This window comes from Streptomyces sp. NPDC002138 (assembly GCF_040296485.1).
Classification (GTDB): Bacteria; Actinomycetota; Actinomycetes; order Streptomycetales; family Streptomycetaceae; genus Streptomyces.
On record NZ_JBEOXE010000011.1, the window covers coordinates 100,474 to 120,434 of the forward strand.

General features: G+C 72.0%; 13 protein-coding genes. 5 read left to right on the forward strand and 8 right to left on the reverse strand.

Annotated features, from left to right (window positions below):
* Positions 1–36: 36 nt before the first annotated feature.
* From aceE to ABT084_RS10090, 5 genes are all read right to left on the reverse strand, one after another.
* Positions 37–2,721 (reverse strand): pyruvate dehydrogenase (acetyl-transferring), homodimeric type, encoded by a 2,685-nt coding sequence (gene aceE, locus ABT084_RS10070; RefSeq protein ID WP_351040371.1) that lies wholly within the window; start codon positions 2,719–2,721, stop codon positions 37–39.
* Between the two features lie 257 nt (positions 2,722–2,978).
* Complete coding sequence (locus ABT084_RS10075; protein ID WP_351040524.1) at positions 2,979–3,602, reverse strand: GntR family transcriptional regulator; 624 nt, start codon at positions 3,600–3,602, stop codon at positions 2,979–2,981.
* A 174-nt stretch (positions 3,603–3,776) separates the two neighbouring features.
* Positions 3,777–5,579: a 2-oxoglutarate dehydrogenase, E2 component, dihydrolipoamide succinyltransferase gene (sucB, locus tag ABT084_RS10080; RefSeq protein ID WP_351040374.1), complete on the reverse strand. Its 1,803-nt coding sequence runs from the start codon at positions 5,577–5,579 to the stop codon at positions 3,777–3,779.
* Between the two features lie 57 nt (positions 5,580–5,636).
* The gene (lpdA, locus tag ABT084_RS10085) at positions 5,637–7,025 is read right to left on the reverse strand and encodes a dihydrolipoyl dehydrogenase (protein WP_330330062.1); all 1,389 of its coding nucleotides are present in this window, start codon (positions 7,023–7,025) and stop codon (positions 5,637–5,639) included.
* 311 nt (positions 7,026–7,336) lie between these two features.
* Positions 7,337–8,866 carry a leucyl aminopeptidase gene (locus tag ABT084_RS10090; RefSeq protein WP_351040378.1) on the reverse strand — a complete coding sequence of 510 codons (1,530 nt, stop codon included), beginning with the start codon at positions 8,864–8,866 and terminating at the stop codon, positions 7,337–7,339.
* A 359-nt stretch (positions 8,867–9,225) separates the two neighbouring features.
* On the opposite strand from ABT084_RS10090, the gene ABT084_RS10095 reads away from it, so the two are divergent.
* From ABT084_RS10095 to ABT084_RS10115, 5 genes are all read left to right on the forward strand, one after another.
* Entirely contained in the window at positions 9,226–11,253 is a 2,028-nt protein-coding gene (locus tag ABT084_RS10095; RefSeq protein WP_351040381.1) for a hypothetical protein, read from the forward strand.
* A gap of 163 nt (positions 11,254–11,416) precedes the next feature.
* Entirely contained in the window at positions 11,417–12,943 is a 1,527-nt protein-coding gene (gene pelF, locus ABT084_RS10100; protein WP_351040384.1) for a GT4 family glycosyltransferase PelF, read from the forward strand.
* A complete protein-coding gene (locus tag ABT084_RS10105) occupies positions 12,940–14,472 on the forward strand; it encodes a hypothetical protein (RefSeq protein ID WP_351040386.1) in 1,533 nt (510 codons plus the stop codon). The genes pelF and ABT084_RS10105 overlap by 4 nt, the downstream gene beginning before the upstream one ends.
* A 70-nt stretch (positions 14,473–14,542) precedes the next feature.
* Positions 14,543–15,193, forward strand: coding sequence for a spherulation-specific family 4 protein (locus ABT084_RS10110; RefSeq protein WP_351040389.1), 651 nt, complete (start codon positions 14,543–14,545; stop codon positions 15,191–15,193).
* A complete protein-coding gene (locus tag ABT084_RS10115) occupies positions 15,190–16,023 on the forward strand; it encodes an endo alpha-1,4 polygalactosaminidase (RefSeq protein WP_351040391.1) in 834 nt (277 codons plus the stop codon). Before ABT084_RS10110 ends, ABT084_RS10115 begins: the two co-directional genes overlap by 4 nt.
* Before the next feature lie 23 nt (positions 16,024–16,046).
* Here ABT084_RS10115 and ABT084_RS10120 read toward each other — a convergent pair whose 3' ends face one another.
* The 3 genes from ABT084_RS10120 to ABT084_RS10130 are packed head-to-tail and all read right to left on the reverse strand — an operon-like array spanning position 16,047 to position 19,720.
* Entirely contained in the window at positions 16,047–17,228 is a 1,182-nt protein-coding gene (locus ABT084_RS10120; RefSeq protein ID WP_351040528.1) for a sensor histidine kinase, read from the reverse strand.
* Positions 17,229–17,279: 51 nt separating this feature from the next.
* The gene (locus tag ABT084_RS10125; protein WP_351040394.1) at positions 17,280–18,023 is read right to left on the reverse strand and encodes a hypothetical protein; all 744 of its coding nucleotides are present in this window, start codon (positions 18,021–18,023) and stop codon (positions 17,280–17,282) included.
* Positions 18,020–19,720 (reverse strand): phosphatidylglycerol lysyltransferase domain-containing protein, encoded by a 1,701-nt coding sequence (locus ABT084_RS10130; RefSeq protein WP_502968886.1) that lies wholly within the window; start codon positions 19,718–19,720, stop codon positions 18,020–18,022. The genes ABT084_RS10125 and ABT084_RS10130 overlap by 4 nt, the downstream gene beginning before the upstream one ends.
* Positions 19,721–19,961 lie beyond the last annotated feature (241 nt).

Consider the following 19,961-nt stretch of genomic DNA (forward strand, 5'->3'; position numbering starts at 1 on the left):
GCGCGCGAGGGGCAGGAGGCTGGGCGCCCCTGGTGCTCAGAGGCCGTAGCGCTCGCGGGCTTCCTTCACGGACGAGGCCGGGACCTCGCCGCGGCGGGCCAGCTGGGCCAGCGCGGCGACCACGATCGACTGGGCGTCGACACCGAAGTGGCGGCGCGCGCCCTCACGGGTGTCGGAGAGGCCGAAGCCGTCCGTGCCCAGCGAGGTGTAGTCCTGCTCGACCCACTGGCTGATCTGGTCCGGGACCTGACGCATCCAGTCGGAGACGGCCAGGACCGGGCCCTGGGCGCCTTCCAGCGCGCGGGTGACGTACGGGGTGCGCACCTCGCCGCGCAGCAGCGCCTCGTCGCACTCCAGCGCGTCGCGGCGCAGCTCGCCCCACGAGGTGGCGGACCAGACGTCGGCGGAGACGTTCCAGTCGGCGGCGAGGAGCTTCTGCGCCTCCAGGATCCAGTGGATCGCGGTGCCGGACGCCATGAGCTGGATCTTCGGCGCGTCGGCGGCCGGGGCCGCCTCCGCCAGGTCGGCCGCCGTGTTGAAGCGGTAGAGGCCGCGCAGGATGCCCTCTTCCACGCCCTCCGGCATGGCGGGCTGCACCTTCGGCTCGTTGTAGACCGTCAGGTAGTAGAAGACGTCCTCGGGCTTCTCGCCGTACATCCGGCGCAGACCGTCCTTGACGATCACCGCGATCTCGAACGCGAAGGCCGGGTCGTAGTTGAGCGACGCCGGGTTCGTGGACGCGATCAGGTGCGAGTGACCGTCCGCGTGCTGGAGGCCTTCACCGGTCAGGGTGGTGCGGCCGGCGGTGGCGCCGACGATGAAGCCCTTGCCGAGCTGGTCGGCGAGCTGCCACATCTGGTCGGCGGTGCGCTGCCAGCCGAACATCGAGTAGAAGATGTAGAACGGGATCATCGGCTCGCCGTGCGTCGCGTACGACGTGCAGGCGGCGATGAAGTCGGCCATGGCGCCGGCCTCGGTGATCCCCTCGTTGAGGATCTGGCCGTCCTTGGCTTCCTTGTAGTACATGAGCTGGTCGCGGTCGACCGGCTCGTACGTCTGGCCCAGCGGCGAGTAGATGCCGGCCGACGGGAAGAGGGACTCCATACCGAAGGTGCGGGCCTCGTCGGGGACGATCGGCACCCAGCGCTTGCCGGTCTCCTTGTCGCGCATCAGGTCCTTGACGAGCCGGACGAAGGCCATGGTGGTGGCCATCTCCTGCTTGCCGGAGCCCTTGAGCAGCGGGGCGAAGGAACGGTCCGCCGGGGCGGGCAGCGCCACGTGCTCGACGTTGCGGGCCGGGGCCGGGCCGCCGAGCGCCGCGCGGCGCTCGTTCAGGTACCGGACCTCGGGGCTGTCCGCGCCCGGGTGGCCGTAGGGCACGACCCCGTCGGCGAAGGCGCTGTCCGGGATCGGGAGGCCAAGGAGGTCACGCATGTCCTTGAACTCGTCGATCGTCAGCTTCTTCATCTGGTGGTTCGCGTTCTTCGACTCGAACCCGGCGCCCAGCGTGTAGCCCTTGACGGTCTGCGCGAGGATGACCGTCGGCGCGCCCTTGTGCTCCAGGGCGGCCTTGTACGCGGCGTAGACCTTGCGGGGCTCGTGGCCGCCGCGGGAGCTGTGGAAGCACTCGGCGATCTTCGCGTCGGAGAGTACGGCCGCCAGCTGCACCAGGTCGGCGTTCGCGCCGAAGAAGTGGTCGCGGATGTAGGCCACGTCGCGGGTCGCGTACGTCTGGAACTGCGCGTCGGGTACCTCGCGCAGGCGGCGTACCAGGGCGCCCGTGGTGTCGAGCTGGAAGAGCTCGTCCCAGGCGGAGCCCCACAGGGACTTGATGACGTTCCAGCCGGCGCCGCGGAACTGGGCTTCCAGCTCCTGGACGACGCGGAAGTTCGCGCGGACCGGACCGTCGAGGCGCTGCAGGTTGCAGTTGATGACGAAGGTCAGGTTGTCGAGCTGCTCGCGCGAGGCCAGGGCCAGGGCGGCGGTCGACTCGGGCTCGTCCATCTCGCCGTCGCCCAGGAAGGCCCAGACGTGCGAGTTGGCGGTGTCCTTGATGCTCCGGTTGTGCAGGTAGCGGTTGAAGCGCGCCTGGTAGATCGCGGAGAGCGGGCCGAGGCCCATGGAGACCGTGGGGAACTCCCACAGCCACGGCAGGCGCCGCGGGTGCGGGTAGGACGGGAGGCCGTTGCCGCCCGACTCCTGCCGGAAGTTGTCGAGCTGCTGCTCGGAGATCCGGCCGTCGAGGAAGGCGCGGGCGTAGATGCCGGGGGAGGCGTGGCCCTGGATGTAGAGCTGGTCGCCCGATCCGTCGGCCTCCTTCCCGCGGAAGAAGTGCTGGAAGCCGGTCTCGTAGAGCCAGGCCGCCGAGGCGAAGGTGGCGATGTGGCCGCCGACGCCGTGCTTGGAGCCGCGGGTCACCATGGCGGCCGCGTTCCAGCGGTTCCAGGCGGTGATCCGGGCTTCCATCGCCTCGTCACCGGGGAACTCCGGCTCCGCGGCGGTGGGGATGGTGTTGACGTAGTCCGTCTCCAGCAGCTTCGGCAGCGCGAGGCCGGCGGCCTCGGCGTGCTGCAGGGTGCGGCGGAGCAGGTATTCGGCGCGGCGCGTACCGGCGGCCTGTGCGACGGCGTCGAGGGAGGCCGCCCATTCGGCGGTCTCCTCGGTGTCGCGGTCCGGGAGCTGGTCGAGCTCGCTCGGAAGCTTTCCTACGGGGTCGGACATCGGAATGCGCCGCCTTCCGGACAAGGAGAGGTGGTGGAGAAAAAATCCCTGACGGGCAGGACAGGGTCGTGTGGACCCGGTTGGGGTCCGCGGACGACTGTAAAGCGCTGATCGATGATCGATCAAACAAAAGTGGCGAAAAAATGGCCGTAAGACAAAAGTCGGCACTGCGTGCCAATGAACAAGGCACGCAGTGCCGATCAAAGCGGGATGAATCGGTCGGCTGTCGGGGGGTGTCAGGCCGGTGCCGGGCGGCGTCAGGCGCGCGGAGCGCACCCCAGGACGTGCCGCTTCACCAGCAGACCGATCTCCGGATCGCGGTTGCGGAAGGCCTCGACGAGTGAGGCGTGCTCCTCGGCGTACGACTTCTGTACGGTCCCCAGCCAACGGATCGACAGGGCCGTGAACACCTCGATGCCCAGGCTCTCCCAGGTGTGCAGCAGCACGCTGTTCCCGGCGGCCCGCACCATCTCGCGGTGGAAGCCCACCGTGTGCCGCACCTGGGCCGTACCGTCCTCGACCCGGTCGGCCTCCCACAGGGCCGCCACGTGGGGCTCCAGGGCCGTGCAGTCGGCCGCCAGGCGGGGCGCCGCCAGCTCGGCGGCGATCTGCTCCAGGCCCGCGCGGACCGGGTAGATCTCCTCCAGGTCCGCGGCGGAGAGGTTGCGCACCCGCACGCCCTTGTTGGGCGCCGACTCGATCAGCCGGAGGATCTCCAGCTCGCGCAGGGCCTCGCGGACCGGCGTCTGGCTGACCTCCAGCTCGACGGCGATCCGGCGCTCCACGATGCGCTCGCCGGGCTTCCAGCGCCCGCTGACGATACCCTCCACGATGTGCTCGCGGATCTGCTCGCGCAGCGAGTGCACCACGGGTGGCGTGATCATCGGGTCTTCATCTCCTGATGGGTGTGCAGGGCCGTGCGGACCGGACTCGGGCGCCCGGGGCGGGCGGGCACCTGATGCCTAGACAATACGGCGGCGCCCCCGCCCGGAAGTATTCCGGACGGGGGCGCCGACGGTGAGGCTCGTTACAACAACGGGCCCGCAACGGCACTGCTAGAGGCCGAGTTCGACCTCGAACTCGCCGGCCTCGAGGATCGCCTTGACGGCCGAGAGGTACCGGGCCGCGTCCGCGCCGTCCACCAGGCGGTGGTCGTACGACAGGGTCAGGTACGTCATGTCGCGGATGCCGATGTTCGTGCCCTCGGCGGTCTCGATGACCACCGGGCGCTTGACCGTGGCACCGATGCCCAGGATGGCGACCTGGTTCGGGGGCACGATGACCGTGTCGAACAGCGCACCGCGCGAGCCGGTGTTGCTGATGGTGAAGGTCGCGCCCGACAGCTCGTCCGGCGTGATCTTGTTGCCGCGGACCTTGGCGGCCAGCGAGGCGGTCGCCTTGGAGATGCCCGCCAGGTTGAGGTCACCGGCACCCTTGATGACCGGGGTCATCAGGCCCTTCTCGGAGTCCACGGCGATGCCGATGTTCTCCGAGTCGAAGTAGGTGATCGTGCCCTCGTCCTCGTTGATCCGGGCGTTGACGACCGCGTGGGCCTTCAGCGCCTGGGCCGCTGCCTTGACGAAGAACGGCATCGGCGAGAGCTTGACGCCCTCACGGGCCAGGAACGAGTCCTTGGCCTGGCCGCGCAGCTTCATGATCTTGGTGATGTCCACCTCGACCACGGAGCTGAGCTGCGCCTGCGAGTGCAGCGCCTTCATCATGTTGTCGCCGATGACCTTGCGCATGCGGGTCATCTTGACCGTCTGACCGCGCAGCTCCGAGACGGCGGCCGCGGGGGCGGCCTTCGCGGCGGGAGCGGCGGCGGCCGGAGCCGCGGCGGCGGCCTTGGCGGCCTCGGCGGCGGCCAGGACGTCCTGCTTGCGGATACGGCCACCGACACCGGTGCCCGTGACCGCGGACAGGTCGACGCCGGACTCCGAGGCGAGCTTGCGCACCAGCGGGGTCACGTACGCACCCTCGTCACCGGCGGAGACCGGCGCGGCGGGGGCGGGGGTGACCGGAGCCGGAGCGGCGACCGGGGCCGGAGCGGCCACGGCGACCGGAGCGGCCGGGGCGACGGGAGCCGGAGCCTGGACGGCCGGAGCCGCCACGGGAGCCGGAGCCGCCACAGGAGCCGGAGCGGCGACCGGAGCCGGGGCCGGGGCAGCGGCCGGGGCGGCGGCCGGAGCCGGAGCCGGGGCAGCGGCGGCCGGAGCGGCCGCGGGAGCCGCGCCCGCCGCGCCGATGACGGCCAGACGCGCGCCGACCTCGGCGTTCTCGTCCTCGGCGACCAGGATCTCCAGCAGGGTGCCGGAAACCGGCGCCGGGATCTCGGTGTCGACCTTGTCCGTCGAGACCTCGAGCAGCGGCTCGTCGGCCTCGACCGACTCGCCGACCTGCTTCAGCCAGCGGGTGACGGTGCCCTCGGTGACGCTCTCGCCCAGGGCGGGGAGAACGACGTCCGTGCCGGAAGCGGCGGGGGCGGCGGGAGCCTCGGCCACGGGGGCCGGAGCGGCCGGAGCCTCGGCAGCAGGCGCCTCGGCGACCGGAGCCGGGGCCGCGGGGGCCTCGGCGGCGGCCGGCTCGGCGGCGGGGGCCGCGGCCGGAGCCGGGGCGCCCGAGCCGTCGTCGATGACGGCCAGCTCGGCGCCGACCTCGACGGTCTCGTCCTCGGCGACCTTGATGGAGGCCAGGATGCCCGACACGGGGGAGGGGATCTCGGTGTCGACCTTGTCGGTCGAGACCTCAAGCAACGGCTCGTCGGCCTCGACGCGCTCGCCCTCGGCCTTCAGCCAGCGGGTGACAGTGCCCTCGGTGACGCTCTCACCGAGCGCCGGAAGGGTTACGGAAACCGACATGGTTTCAGTTGCTCCTAACGAAAGTGCGGAAGTGGTCGTCGCGCCCGTGACTGTGGATTAGTCGTGGGAGTGAAGCGGCTTGCCGGCCAGGGCCAGGTGGGCCTCGCCGAGCGCTTCATTCTGGGTCGGGTGCGCGTGGATGAGCTGCGCGACCTCGGCCGGCAGAGCTTCCCAGTTGTAGATCAGCTGGGCCTCGCCGACCTGCTCGCCCATCCGGTCGCCGACCATGTGGACGCCGACCACGGCACCGTCCTTGACCTGGACGAGCTTGATCTCGCCCGCGGTCTTCAGGATCTTGCTCTTGCCGTTGCCCGCGAGGTTGTACTTGAGGGCCACGACCTTGTCCGCACCGTAGATCTCCTTGGCCTTGGCCTCGGTGATACCCACGGAGGCGACCTCGGGGTGGCAGTACGTGACGCGCGGCACACCGTCGTAGTCGATCGGGACGGTCTTGAGACCGGCCAGACGCTCCGCCACCAGGATGCCCTCGGCGAAGCCGACGTGCGCGAGCTGGAGGGTGGGGACGAGGTCACCGACGGCCGAGATGGTCGGCACGTTGGTCTGCATGTACTCGTCGACCAGGACGTAGCCGCGGTCCATCGCGACGCCCTGCTCCTCGTAGCCCAGGCCCTGCGAGACCGGGCCGCGGCCGATGGCGACCAGCAGCACCTCGGCGTCGAAGGTCTTGCCGTCGGCCAGCGTGACGCGCACGCCGGTCTCGGTGTACTCGGCCTTCTGGAAGAAGGTGCCCAGGTTGAACTTGATGCCGCGCTTGCGGAACGCGCGCTCGAGGATCTTCGAGCTGTTCTCGTCCTCGACCGGCACGAGGTGCTTGAGGCCCTCGACGACGGTGACGTCGGTGCCGAAGGACTTCCACGCCGAGGCGAACTCGACGCCGATGACGCCGCCGCCCAGGATGATCGCGGACTCCGGAACGCGGTCCAGGACCAGCGCGTGGTCCGAGGAGATGATGCGGTTGCCGTCGATCTCCAGGCCCGGCAGCGACTTCGGCACGGAGCCGGTCGCCAGCAGGACATGGCGGCCCTGGACACGCTGGCCGTTCACGTCGACGGAAGTCGGGGAGGAGAGGCGGCCCTCTCCCTCGATGTAGGTCACCTTGCGCGAGGCGACCAGGCCCTGCAGACCCTTGTACAGGCCCGAGATGACCTCGTCCTTGTACTTGTGGACACCGGCGATGTCGATGCCCTCGAAGGTGGCCTTGACACCGAACTGGCCCGCTTCGCGAGCCTGGTCAGCGACCTCGCCCGCGTGCAGCAGGGCCTTCGTGGGGATGCATCCGTTGTGCAGGCAGGTGCCACCGAGCTTGTTCTTCTCGATCAGGGCAACGTCGAGACCCAGCTGGGAGGCCCGCAGCGCCGCGGCGTAACCGCCACTGCCACCGCCGAGGATCACTAGGTCGAAAACGGTGCTGGCGTCGTTCGCCACGTCACGTCCTCCATGCATGTGCGCCGGGCGCCGGCCCTCTGGGACCGGGCGGCGGCTGGTAATCGGCCGCTTTTCTTCGGCCCTGTGGTGGGGGCCCTGTCCTGCCGAGAACCCATCTTCGCATTTGTCGGGGGAACGCGGGACGCCGGGCCCGGCCTGCGACGGGTCGTTCCGCCCGAACCGACGGTTACCGAAGCGTAGGAACCTACGGATCCGGGCGGAATTCCGTCGAGAGTGAACGCGCCCCCGGGACCTGGCTCAGGTCCCGGGGGCGCGCCGTCACCGTGGGCCGACCACGGATCGGCGGTACGTCAGCCCAGGTCGCCCGTGGCCGTACGCTCGGCCAGCCGCACCAGGGTGCGGACGGCGGAGCCGGTGCCGCCCTTCGGGGTGTAGCCGTAGGGCGCGCCCTCGTGGAAGGCCGGGCCCGCGATGTCCAGGTGCGCCCAGGTGATGCCCTCGCCCACGAACTCCTGCAGGAAGAGGCCGGCCACCAGGCCGCCGCCCATGCGCTCGCCCATGTTCGCGATGTCCGCGGTGGGGGAGTCCATGCCCTTGCGCAGGTCGGCGGGGAGCGGCATCGGCCAGGAGGCCTCGCCGACCTCCTCGGCGATCTCGTGGATCGAGGTGCGGAACGCGTCGTCGTTGGCCATGATGCCGAAGGTCCGGTTGCCCAGGGCCAGCACCATCGCGCCGGTCAGGGTCGCGACGTCGACGATCGCGTCCGGGTTCTCCTCGGAGGCCTTGGTCAGCGCGTCGCCCAGGACCAGACGGCCCTCGGCGTCCGTGTTGAGGACCTCGACGGTCTTGCCGCTGTACATGCGCAGCACGTCACCGGGGCGGGTGGCGGAACCGGAGGGCATGTTCTCGGCGAGCGCGAGCCAGCCGGTGACGTTGACCTGCAGGCCCAGCTTGGCGGCCGCGACGACGGCGGCGAACACGGCGGCGGCGCCGGACATGTCGCACTTCATCGTCTCGTTGTGACCGGCCGGCTTGAGCGAGATGCCGCCCGAGTCGTAGGTGATGCCCTTGCCGACGAAGGCGAGGGTCTTCTCCGCCTTGGCGTGGGTGTAGGAGAGCTTCACCAGGCGCGGCGGGTTCTCGGAGCCCTTGCCGACGCCCATGATGCCGCCGTAGCCGCCCTTGAGGAGCGCCTTCTCGTCCAGCACCTGGACCTTGATGCCGTGCTCCTTCGCGGTCGCGGAGGCGACCGCGGCGAAGGCCTCGGGGGTCAGGTCGTTCGGCGGGGTGTTGATCAGGTCGCGGGCGACGTTGACCTCGGCCGCGACGACGACGGCGCGCTCGGCCGCGGCCTTGTGCTCCTTGTCACGCGGCTTGGCGCCGAGCAGGGCCACCTCGGCGAGGGGCTGCTTCGGACCGCCGTTCTTGGCGCCCTTCTTGTCGCCGCCCTGGTACGCGGTGAACGCGTACGCGCCGAGCAGCGCGCCCTCGGCGACCGCGGTCACGGCGGAGGCGTCGTCGAGGGGGAGCGCGAAGGCGGCCTTCTTGGTGCCGTGCAGCGCGCGGGCCGCGGCGCCGGAAGCGCGGCGCAGCGCCTCCTCGTCGTAGGACTCGTCCGTGTCCGGGACCGAGCCGAGCCCGACCGCCAGCACGACCGGGACCTTCAGGCCGGCCGGGGCGGGGAGCTTGGTGGTCTCGCCTTCGGCGCCGGAGGCACCGAGGGCTTCGAGCACGGCGGCCAGCTTTCCGTCGAACGCCTTGTCCACGGCCTCGGCGCCGGCGGCGACTACGGGGCCCTTGGGGCCCTTCGCCACGCCGACCACGAGGGCGTCGGCGCGCAGCGTCGCAGCGCCGGCAGTGCTGAGAGTCAGAGCAGTCACGGTGGTGAAGTCTCGCTTCCGTCTATGTGGTGTGGGGCTTCGGTCGGGTCGGGGTCGCCGGCCGTTCCGGCAGCGATCGTATTCCGGCGCGGCGGCCGCCAGAAATGAGCCTACGCGTACGGACTCGTCCGTACGCCACTCGAAGGTTTGGCAACTTGTTCGATCATCACGGCTGCGGGTTCACCCATCTGTGGTCTGTGTTCCAGGTTTGCCGCTTAGACCTGACGAGGTCCGAGAGACTCGAGCCACTCTCGCAAGGGGACGCGGGGTCCCTTTGCATGATTTCCACAGAGCCTCCCCGACCCGGCCGACCGCCACAGGGCCGACGTCGCGGGATGCCTGCGGGGGGAAAGGCCGAAATGGTCAACAAGAACCGGATGAACAGGGTCGCCGCCGCCATGGCCGCGGCAGCCCTGGTGTCCGTCGCCGTACCCGCCGCGACCGCCCAGGCGGTCACGGCTCCACGGATCGACCTGAAGGTGCTGGTCGTCGACGACGGCGGCAGCTCCGTCCAGGCGATCACCGCGGAACTCACCAGCAGCGGAGTTCCGTTCACCCGCGTCGACCTGGGCAGCAGCGGCCGCCCGGTGATCAACGCGGCGTACCTCGCGGACACGGTCGACGGCCGTCCGCGCGCCAAGTTCCAGGGCGTCGTGCTGCCGAACGAGAACCCGTTCGGCGCGGGATCGGCCGAAATGGCCGCCCTCAGCGCCTACGAGACGACGTACGGCATCCGTCAGGTGGACGCCTACACGTGGGCGCACCCGGAGGTCGGCCTCGAGTACACGGACAACGGGGGGTACAGCGGGACGCTCGACGGCACGCAGGCGGCCGTCACGGCGGCCGGCAAGACCGGCCCCTTCGGATACCTGGGGGGTCAGGTCGCGTTCGAGGACAACTCTCCGCTGATTCCGGAGAGTTACGGCTTCATGGCCAAGCCGCGGGCGGGCTACACCAGCTACCTCGACGCCCCGGTCGGGGCGGGGCGGGCCTCGCTCGTCGGCGAGTACGCCCACGACGGGCGCAAGGAACTGGTGGTCACCTTCGGGTACAACCAGTACCAGCAGCAGTTCCGGCTGCTGGCGCGGGGCATCGTCGAGTGGCTCACCCAGGGCGTGCACCTCGGCCAGAGCCGCAGCTACTTCGCGGTCCACGTCGACGACGTCCTGGCGCCGGACGCGCGCTGGAGCAAGGACCTCAACTGCACGCCGGGTGACTACGCCTGCGCGGGCGGCGCGGGCCAGGAGAGCGACATCCGGATGACGGCGGCCGACGCGCAGTTCCTCGCGCAGTGGCAGACGAGCAAGAACTTCAAGCTCGACATGGTCTTCAACGCCGGGGCGGGGGAGGAGTGGAAGACCGAGCACGCCAACACCGACGCGCTCGCCGCCCAGCTCATCGCGGACAAGGCGAAGTACCGCTGGGTGAACCACACCTACACGCACCTGTTCCTCGGGTGCCTGCAGAACGTCACCACGAATCCCTGGACCTGCACGACCAACGCCCAGGGCGCCATCCAGTGGACCACCCGCGCCGACATCTCGAAGCAGATCAGCGACAACAACAACTGGGCCGCGTCCAAGGGCATCACCACCGACCGCTCCGAACTGGTCACCGGTGAGCACTCGGGCCTCAAGGTGCTGCCGCAGCAGCCCGTGGACAACCCCAATCTGGCCGGGGCCCTCGCCGACAACGGCGTGAAATGGACCGCGAGCGACAACTCGCGCGAGCCGGACATGCGGGCCGTCGGCGCCGCCCAGACCGTCCCCCGGTACCCGATGAACGTGTACTACAACACGGGCACCAACGCGGAGATGGCCGACGAGTACAACTGGATCTACACCAGCCGCGCCGACGGCGGCAGCGGTCTGTGCGAGGACAACCCGGCCACCTCCACCTGCCTGCCCGGCGCCCTCGACCCGAACACCGGCTACCTGAACTACATCGTCCCCCAGGAGGCCCGGACCGCCCTGCGGCACGTGCTCTCCAACGACCCCCGCCCGCACTACGTCCACCAGGCCAACCTCGCCGAGGACCGCACCCTCTACCCGGTGCTCGACCAGGTCCTCGACACCTACCGGACCCTGTACGCGCCCAGCGCCCCGATCGTCAACCAGAGCCAGAAGGACTCCGGCGTGGAGCTGAGCCGCCGGGCCGCCTGGGACAAGGCGCTCGCCGCGGGCCAGGTCACGGCGTACCGCATCGGCACCGACGTCACGGTCAAGGCCCCCAGCGGGGTCGTCGCGCCCCTCACCGCCCCCGAGGGCACCAAGAAGCAGATGCTGCTCGGTACCTCCGTCTTCGGCACCGCCTACGCGGGCAACCGCTCCGCCTGGACCGCGCCGGAAGTCCTGCAGTCCGCGGTGACGCTCAAGCTGCCCAGCTGAGCCGGCGCACCTGAGCCGGCGCACCTGAGCCGGCGCACCTGACCCGGCGCACCCGACCGGGCGCACCACCCCGCACCACCCGCACCGCACGCAGCACCACAGCGCCGGCGCTCCGCGAACCCACGGGCGCCGGCCCCTTTTCCGTCCTGGGGGGACACACCGCATGAGCCGTGGGCGTCATGTCACCATGCTCACCGAAGGCACCTATCCACACGTTCACGGGGGCGTCAGCACCTGGTGCGACCAGCTGGTCCGCGGGATGCCGGAGGTCGACTTCAACGTCATAGCCCTGACCGGCTCCGGTCGCGAGCCGGTGACCTGGGAACTGCCGCGCAACGTCTACCGGCACACCGCCGTGCCGCTCTGGGGACCGGCACCCGGCCGGGGCCTGCGCCGGCCCCTGCGGGGCAAAGCCCACCGCCGCTTCACCGAGACGTACGAACAGTTCCTGCTCTCCCTGCTCGCCCCGCCGTCCGGTCCCGGCAACGCCGCCTTCTCCGCCGCCCTGCACGAACTCGCGCTGCACGCCCGGGCGGGCCGGCTCGCCACCGCCCTGCGCTCCGAGTCCGTCCTGCGCACGCTCATGACCGTGTGGACCCGCCCGGGGATGCCCACCGCGGGCGCCGCGCCCACCATCCACGACGCGCTCACCGCCACTGACCTGCTGGAACACGCGCTGCGCCCGCTCGCCGTGCGGATCCCGCCCGACAGCGTCGCGCACGCCGTCAGCAGCGGCCTCGCCACTCTCCCCGCGCTCGCCGCCAAACGCCTCGACGGGGTCCCGTTCCTGCTCACCGAGCACGGCATCTATCTGCGCGAGCGCTACCTCGGCTACCGCACCGCCGCCCAGCGCTGGCCCGTCAAGGCCCTGCTGCTCGGCTTCTACCGCGAGCTGAACTCCGAGGGGTACCGCCAGGCCGACCTGATCACCCCGTGCAACCAGTACAACCGGCGCTGGGAGGAGCGCGGCGGGGCGCCCTCCGAGAAGATCCGTACGGTCTACAACGGCGTCGACCCGCACGCCTTTCCCGAGGCCGGGCCCGAGCCCGAGGTCCCCACCCTCAGCTGGTGCGGACGCATCGACCCCATCAAAGACCTCGAAACCCTCATCCGCTCCTACGCGTTCATGCGCGAGGAGCTGCCCGCCCTGCGGCTGCGGCTCTTCGGCCCCGTCCCCGCGGGCTGCGAGGACTACCGGCTGCGCCTGGAGAAGCTCGCCGCCGAACTCGGGGTCACCGACGGGATCTCGTACGAGGGCCGCATCGCAGAGGTCGCCAAGGCCTACGCCGCGGGCAGCATCGTGATGCTCTCCAGCATCAGCGAGGGCTTCCCCTTCAGCATCATCGAAGCGATGTCCTGCGGGCGCACCACCGTCTCCACCGACGTCGGCGGGGTCCGCGAGGCCGTCGGCGACACCGGGCTCGTCGTACCGCCCCGCGAACCGGAGCTGATGGCGAAGGCCACCCTCGCGCTGCTGCGCGACGACGCCCGCCGCGCCGAGCTGGGGCGGATGTCGCGCAAGCGCGTGGTGGAGAAATTCACCCTCCATCAGTCCGTGGACGGCTTCCGGCACATCTACCGCGAACTCGCCGGACAGCCGGTGCCGCCCCTCCACGCGGGCGAGGACTGGACCCGGCGCCTCGCCGACCCCTGGTACCGCGAACTCGCCGCCGACGGGAGCCTGTGGTGAGCGGTTCCCTCTGGCTCAAGATCCCCGGCGGCGACACGCTGCCCGCCATCCCCCGGCCCCGGCGCACCGGGCCGGGGGTGGCCGCCGCCGACCCGATGGACGAACTCGTCGACCGGCTCGGCCCGTTCATCGCCGCCGCCGTGCACCCCGACGAGATCGCCGCCGTCCTCGAATCCGACGGCATGACCGACGAGCACATCCGGCTCGCCTACGGCCGCCACGACTCCTTCGCGCTCGCCGAGGAGCTGTACGCCCGGGTGCCCCGGTCCTTCCCCGAACCCGCCGAGACCCCCGACCCCTGGAAGGTCTCCCTCACCGCCTGCCTGCTGCGCGGGCTGATCTTCGCCCTGCCCGGGCTCGCCTACATCCTGGGCGCGCCGCTGCTGGAGGGGCCGCCCGACCGGCTCGGGCTGCCCGCCGGGACCCTGACCCTGCTCGCCGGGGCCCTGATCGGCTGGGTCTGGGACCAGACCCTGTCCCACCGCGCCTACTCCTGGCTGGGCCTCGGCGACCGGGCGGCCGCCGGGCGGACCCTGCTGGTCGGCGCCCCGGCGGGCGCCCTGCTGGGCAGCGCGGCGGCGCTGGCCGTGCCCGGTGGGCCCGCCTTCTCCTACGCCTTCGCCGCCGGGCAGGCCGTCTACGTCGGGGCCGCGACGGTCCTGCTCGTCCTGGGCCGGGAGCGGCTGCTGCTCTGCGCCCTGCTGCCGATGGCGGCGGGCGCGGTGGTGTCGCTGACCGTGGGGCTGGCGACCCCGGCCCGGGTGGTCCTGCTCGCACTGTCGCTGCTGGCGGCCTGCGCCCTCGCCCTGCGGGAACTGCCGCTGGCCGAGGGGGTACGGGCGACCGCGCGCCGGGTCCGCGGCTGGGCGCGGCGGGGCTCCGGCGAGGGGATGGTGCGCTGGCGGATGCTGCGGGGCGCCGAGGAGGAGTTCGCGCCGCGCGGGCCCCGGCTCGCGGACTCGGTGCCCTTCGGGGTGTTCGGCCTGGGCACCGGCCTGCTCGTGCTCTACGCCGCCCTCGGCGAGGTGCTCGCGGGCGGCCCCGCCGAGGCGGTCGCGGCCCCCTCGGCGGTGGCCCTCACCCTCAGCATGGGCCCCGCCGAATGGCTGCTCCACCGCTTCCGCAGCGGCTCCCTGGCGGGGCTGCGGGCCGCCCGCTCGCCCCGGGCGTTCGGGGGGCGGATGCTGGTGACCCTGGCCGAGTGCCTGGCCTCGTACCTGGCGGTGCTCCTCGCCCTGGGCGTCGCCGGGACCCTGCTGTGGACCGGGGCGCCCGGGCTCACCGGGGTCCGGGTGGCGACCCTGCTGCTGCTCGGCACCGTGATGTGGACCGGGCTGCTGCTGCAGTCCTTCGGCGCGGTGCGGGCCGCCGCCGCGGTGTGCGCGGCGGCCGCCGCCGCGCAGAGCCTGGCCCTGCTGACCGGCTTCGGGCAGCCCCGGCTGGTCCAGCTGGTGGTGGCGGGGGCGGCGGCGGCCGCGCTGGCCGCGCTGGTCTGCGTACTCCTCGGCCGTGCGACGGCGCACCGCTGACCCGCCCCGCGCAGGCGCGGGCCCGAGACGACCGATGCGCTGACACGACCGAAGAGAAGTGAAGGAAGCCATGCTGCTGGTGCCCTTGTACGAGCATCCCGCCGACCGGCCGGAGGCCTGGGAGACCCTGATCCGCGCCGCCGGGCGGCTGCACTCGGTGGTGCTCAATCCCGACAGCGGCCCGGGCGCCGCTCCCGACGAGCGGTTCGCCGCCGTCGCGGAGCGGCTGCGCGCGGCGGGCGTGCCCGTCCTGGGCTACGCCGACACCGACTACGGGCGGCGCCCGCACGCGGCCGTCGTCCAGGACCTGCTGCGCCACCGCGACTGGTACGGCACCGACGGCGCCTTCCTCGACCAGGTCTCCGCCGACGGGGACCAGCTGGCCCACTACCGGCGGCTCGCCGTCGCCTCCCGGGCCGCGGGCGCCCGTACGCTCGTACTCAACCACGGGGTGCACCCGCATCCCGGCTACGCCGAACTCGCCGATCTGCTGGTCACCTTCGAGGGCCCGTGGGACGCCTACCGGGACGCGGCGGCGGTCCCGCCGTGGACCGCCGACCATCCCGCGCAGCGGTTCTGCCACCTGGTGTACGCGGTCCCGCCGGGCGCTCCGACGGCCGAACTGGCCGCGCAGCGCGGGGCGGCGGTGCACTGCGCGGTCCCGGGCACCGGGGCGCACCCGTGGGGGACCCTGCCGTACGCACTGGAGGCCGCCGGATGAGGAGAACGCCCGTACGGGGCCGGCTGCTGTGGGTGGTGCCGCTGCTGCTCCTCGCGGCCTGTACGGCGGGCCCGGACGACGACGGCGACGACGCCCCGGGCCCGGGTCCGGCGCCCACCCGGGCGCCGGGGGAGCGCTGGCAGCCGAAGCCGGGCACCGGCTGGCAGTGGCAGCTCACCGGCAAGCTGGACACCTCGGTGGACGCGGCCGTGTACGACGTGGACGGGTTCACCACGAGCAAGGAGCAGGTCGCGGGCCTGAAGGAGGACGGCCGGGAGGTGATCTGCTACCTGTCGACCGGCGCGTGGGAGGACTTCCGGCCGGACGCGGGGGACTTCCCGAAGGACATGCTCGGCAAGGGCAACGGCTGGGACGGGGAGCGCTGGCTGGACATCAGGCGCCTGACCGAGCTGGAGCCGCTGATCGCGAAGCGCTTCGACATGTGCCGGGACAAGGGCTTCGACGCGGTGGAGCCGGACAACATGGACGGCTACCGCAACACCTCGGGCTTCCCGCTGACCGCCGACGACCAGCTGCGCTACAACCGGCTGATCGCGAAGCTGGCGCACGACCGGGGGCTGGCGGTGGGCCTCAAGAACGACCTGGACCAGATCCCGCAGCTGGTCGGCGACTTCGACTTCGCGGTCAACGAGCAGTGCGCGCAGTACGCGGAGTGCGAGCGGCTGACGCCCTTCGTCGCGGCGGGCAAGGCGGTCTTCCACGTGGAGTACGAGCTCCCGCTCGGCCGGTTCTGCGCCCGCTCCAAGGAGCTGGGGCTCAGCTCGCTGCAGAAGAAGTACGAGCTGGACGCCTGGCGCAAGGCCTGTTGAGGGGCGCGGGGCCGGGCCGGGGGCTACACCGGCAGGATGACGTGCACCCGGTAGCCGCCCCCGTACCGGGGCCCGGCGAAGCAGGAGCCGCCCAGGGCGCCCGCCCGCTCGCGCATGCCCAGCAGCCCGTGGCCGCCGCCCGGGTCGACGGGCGGGGGCGAGGGGTCCGCGCCGGAGCCGCCGTCGTCGAGCACGGTGACCTCGGCCGACGAGCCGACCCGGACCACGCTGACCTCGGCGCGGGCTCCGGGACCGGCGTGCTTGCGCACGTTCGTCAGCGCTTCCTGGATCACCCGGTACGCGGCCAGGTCCACGGCGGCGGGCAGGGCCGCCCCGGGCTCCGGACCCAGCTGGACGATGACGTCCACCGGCAGCCCGGCGTGACGGAAGGTGTCCACCAGCGCGTCCAGGACGGCGAGTCCCGGCGCCGGTTCGGTCGGGGCCTCCGGGTCACCGGACTGGCGCAGCAGCCCGACGGTGGCCCGCAGTTCGTTGAGCGCGGAGCGGCTGGCCTCGCGGACGTGCGCGAGGGCCTCCTTGGCCTGGTCGGGTCGCTTGTCCATGACGTGCGCCGCCACCCCCGCCTGCACGTTGACCAGGGCGATGTGGTGCGCGACCACGTCGTGCAGGTCGCGGGCGATCCGCAGCCGCTCCTCGGCGACCCGGCGCCGGGCCTCCTCCTCGCGGGTCCGCTCCGCGCGCTCGGCCCGCTCGCGGATCGCGTCGATGAAGGCGCGGCGGCTGCGGACGGCGTCCCCGGCGGCCGCGGCCATCCCGGTCCAGGCGAACAGCCCGAGGTTCTCCTGCGCGTACCAGGGCAGCGGCCCGGCGAGCATCGCGACCCCGGTCAGCCCGGCCATGGTGAGCAGGCCGACGCGCCAGGTCGTCGGCCGGTCGGTGCGCGCGGCCAGCGAGTACAGGGCGACCACGGCGCCCATCGCGACGGGCGCCCGGGGCTCGCCGGTGAGCAGCTCGGTCAGGGTGAGCGCACTGGTCACGGCGAGCACCGCGAGCGGGTGGCGCCGGCGCAGCACCAGGACGGCCGCCGTGAGGACCATCAGCACCAGCGACAGCAGATGGGGCGTCCGGGTGCCGAAGGTGGGCTGCCCGTGCGGCCCGTGCGGGTCGGCGAACGAGCCGAGGACCATGGCGACGAACACCCCGAGGGCCAGCAGGGCATCGGTGGCGAGCGGGTGCGCGCGCATCCAGTGCCGGGTACCGGCCAGGGGCGGCCCGAAGGGTGTGGTCACGGGAACCTACGGTACGGCCTGCGGCCCGCCCGGCGAGGAGCGGGCGGGCGGGGCCCCGGGCGGCGGCGGCCTGCGTCCCGGCGGGACGCGGCGGCGGTCCGATCCCCACGTGGCGCGGACCAGGCACACCGCCATGACGGCGGCGATGGCCGCCAGGTGCTCCTTGCCCGCCAGGTTGTTCTTCACGATCACCTCGATGATCATGACGGCGATCACCAGGCCCCCGGTGACGTACGCCCGGTAGCGCCAGCACACGAAGACGGCGAGCCCCACGACCGCCGCCGACGGCCCGGTGTCGTTGACCACCCGGTCCGTCAGCGGCAGCCCGAAGGGGTGCTCGGGGCTCAGCGAGAGCCCGATCCGCGCGTACGTCGTACCGGCCAGCGTGGCCACGTACCCGATCAGCAGCGTCCGCCACCAGCCGATGCAGATCTCCGCGATCCCGAACACCAGCAGCATCTGGAGCAGCGCGCCCCACACCGGCAGGTCCAGGGCGGGCACGAACAGCGACAGCGGGGTCCGGATCAGGGCCAGCCAGAACGGGTCGGCGGCCTTCACCGACCCGAGGTCCTGCACCGGCTGGAAGCCCCAGGACTGGTTCTGCACGATCTGGAAGACCGTGGTCAGGACGACCGCGCCGAGCGACATCGGGACCGCCCGCCACCCCTTGGCGGCGAGCGTGTCCCGGACGGTCCAGTACAGGGGCCCCCACTCACGGCGGGCGAACCGCCTCAGTGAGGCTGTGGTCAACGGTGCGTCTCCAGGTGTCTGCGGTGCAGCCACTTCGGCAGACCGGGAGCCTCCAGGAAGCCCTCGGCGCGGCCCGCCGCGATACCGATCCGCAGCAGGTCCGAACTCTTCTCGAAGAGCATGAACCGCGGTTCCCAGATCGGCCGGTATTTGGCGTTGGCCCGGTAGAGGGACTCGATCTGCCACCACCGCGAGAAGAAGCTGAGCAGCGAGCGCCACATCCGCAGCACCGGACCCGCGCCGAGCTTGGAGCCCCGCTCGAAGACGGATCGGAACATCGCGAAGTTCAGCGAGACCTGCGTGACCCCGATCTCCTTGGCCCGCTCCAGGAGTTCGATGACCATGAACTCCATCAGGCCGTTCTCGGAATCCCGGTCACGGCGCATCAGGTCGAGCGACAGGCCCTTGGGCCCCCACGGTACGAACGACAGCACCGCCCGCAGCTCGCCCGTGCCGTCGGTGCACTCCAGCATCACGCACTGACCGTCCGCCGGATCACCCAGCCGGCCCAGCGCCATCGAGAAGCCGCGCTCGGTCGCGCCGTCGCGCCAGTCGTCCGCCCGCCGCAGCAGGACGTCCATCTCCGCGGCCGGAATGTCCGCGTGCCGCCGGATCCGCACCTCGTACCCGGCCCGCTTGACCCGGTTGTAGGCCTGCCGGACGGTCCGCATCGCGCGGCCCTCCAGCGTGAACTCGTCGGTCTCCACGATCGCCTCGTCGCCCAGCTCCAGGGCGTCCAGGCCGTGCCGGGCGTAGATCGTGCCCGCCTCCTCGCTCGCGCCCGTCACCGCGGGCACCCAGCCGTGCTCCCGGGCCTCGGCCAGCCACGGCTCGATCGCCCCGGGCCACGCCTCGGGGTCGCCGATCGGGTCGCCGGAGGCCAGCGAGACCCCGCCGATCACCCGGTAGGTGACCGCGGCCTTGCCGGTGGGGGACCAGATCACGCTCTTCTCGCGGCGCAGCGCGAAATAGCCCAGCGAATCGCGGTCGCCCTGCTTGGCGAGGAGCGCGCGCAGCCGCTCCTCGTCCGCCTCGGTGAGCGGGTCCACGGCCCGGCGGGAGCGGAAGGCGGCGAACAGCACCGCCAGCAGCAGCACCGTCGACATCACGTTGATGAAGACGTCCACCCAGGCGGGCGTGGTGATCCCGCTCAGCGCCTGGTCGTCGGGCGCGAGCGTGACCAGCCGCATCACGCCGTAGCGCCAGCGGGTCAGGAACGTCACCCCGGACTGGTCCGGAGCGTTGTTGGTCGCGCCCACCAGCAGCGCGGCGATCAGCGAGGCCGCCAGCAGGCCGACGGCCCCGACCACGGTCGCCAGCTTCGGGTTCGAGCGGTCACCGCGCGCGTAGAACTCCTTGCGGCCCAGCAGCAGCGCCCCGACGAACGAGGCGGTCAGGACCAGCGAGATCCAGTTCTGCGTGTGCGCGCGGAACTCGGGATAGTACGAGGTGCACGTCACCAGGACGAAGGCGATCAGCAGCAGCCCGCTGAGCACCACGTTGAGGATCCACGCGGCCCGCTTGCGGCGGCCCATCGTCACCGCGAGCATCAGCGAGAACAGGCCGGACGCGAAACCGGCCGTGAGCAGGTACGGCGTGTAGAAGTCGGCGGTGTTGTGGTCGCGCAGGTCCTGCCCGAGCGAAAGCCACACCGCGCTGAGGAAGTTGATGAAGGTGACGGCGCGCAGGTACCACACCGCGAACGCGGCGCTGCGCCGCGAACGGGCGCTTCCCCGGCCGGTTTCCCGGCCCCCCGTCTTGCCGGCGTCGCCGGACTCTTTCCTGCCGCTCGGATCGCCGACGGGTGCCCGGTCGGTGCTCCGGTCGGTCTCTGCGCTGGTCAAACGGACCTCTCCCATGAAAAGCGATGATGTGGGGCCCGCCTTCCCCCGGAGAGCAGGAAGACCCCGGGCCTGGTCAGGGCGCCAAGGGTCCCCG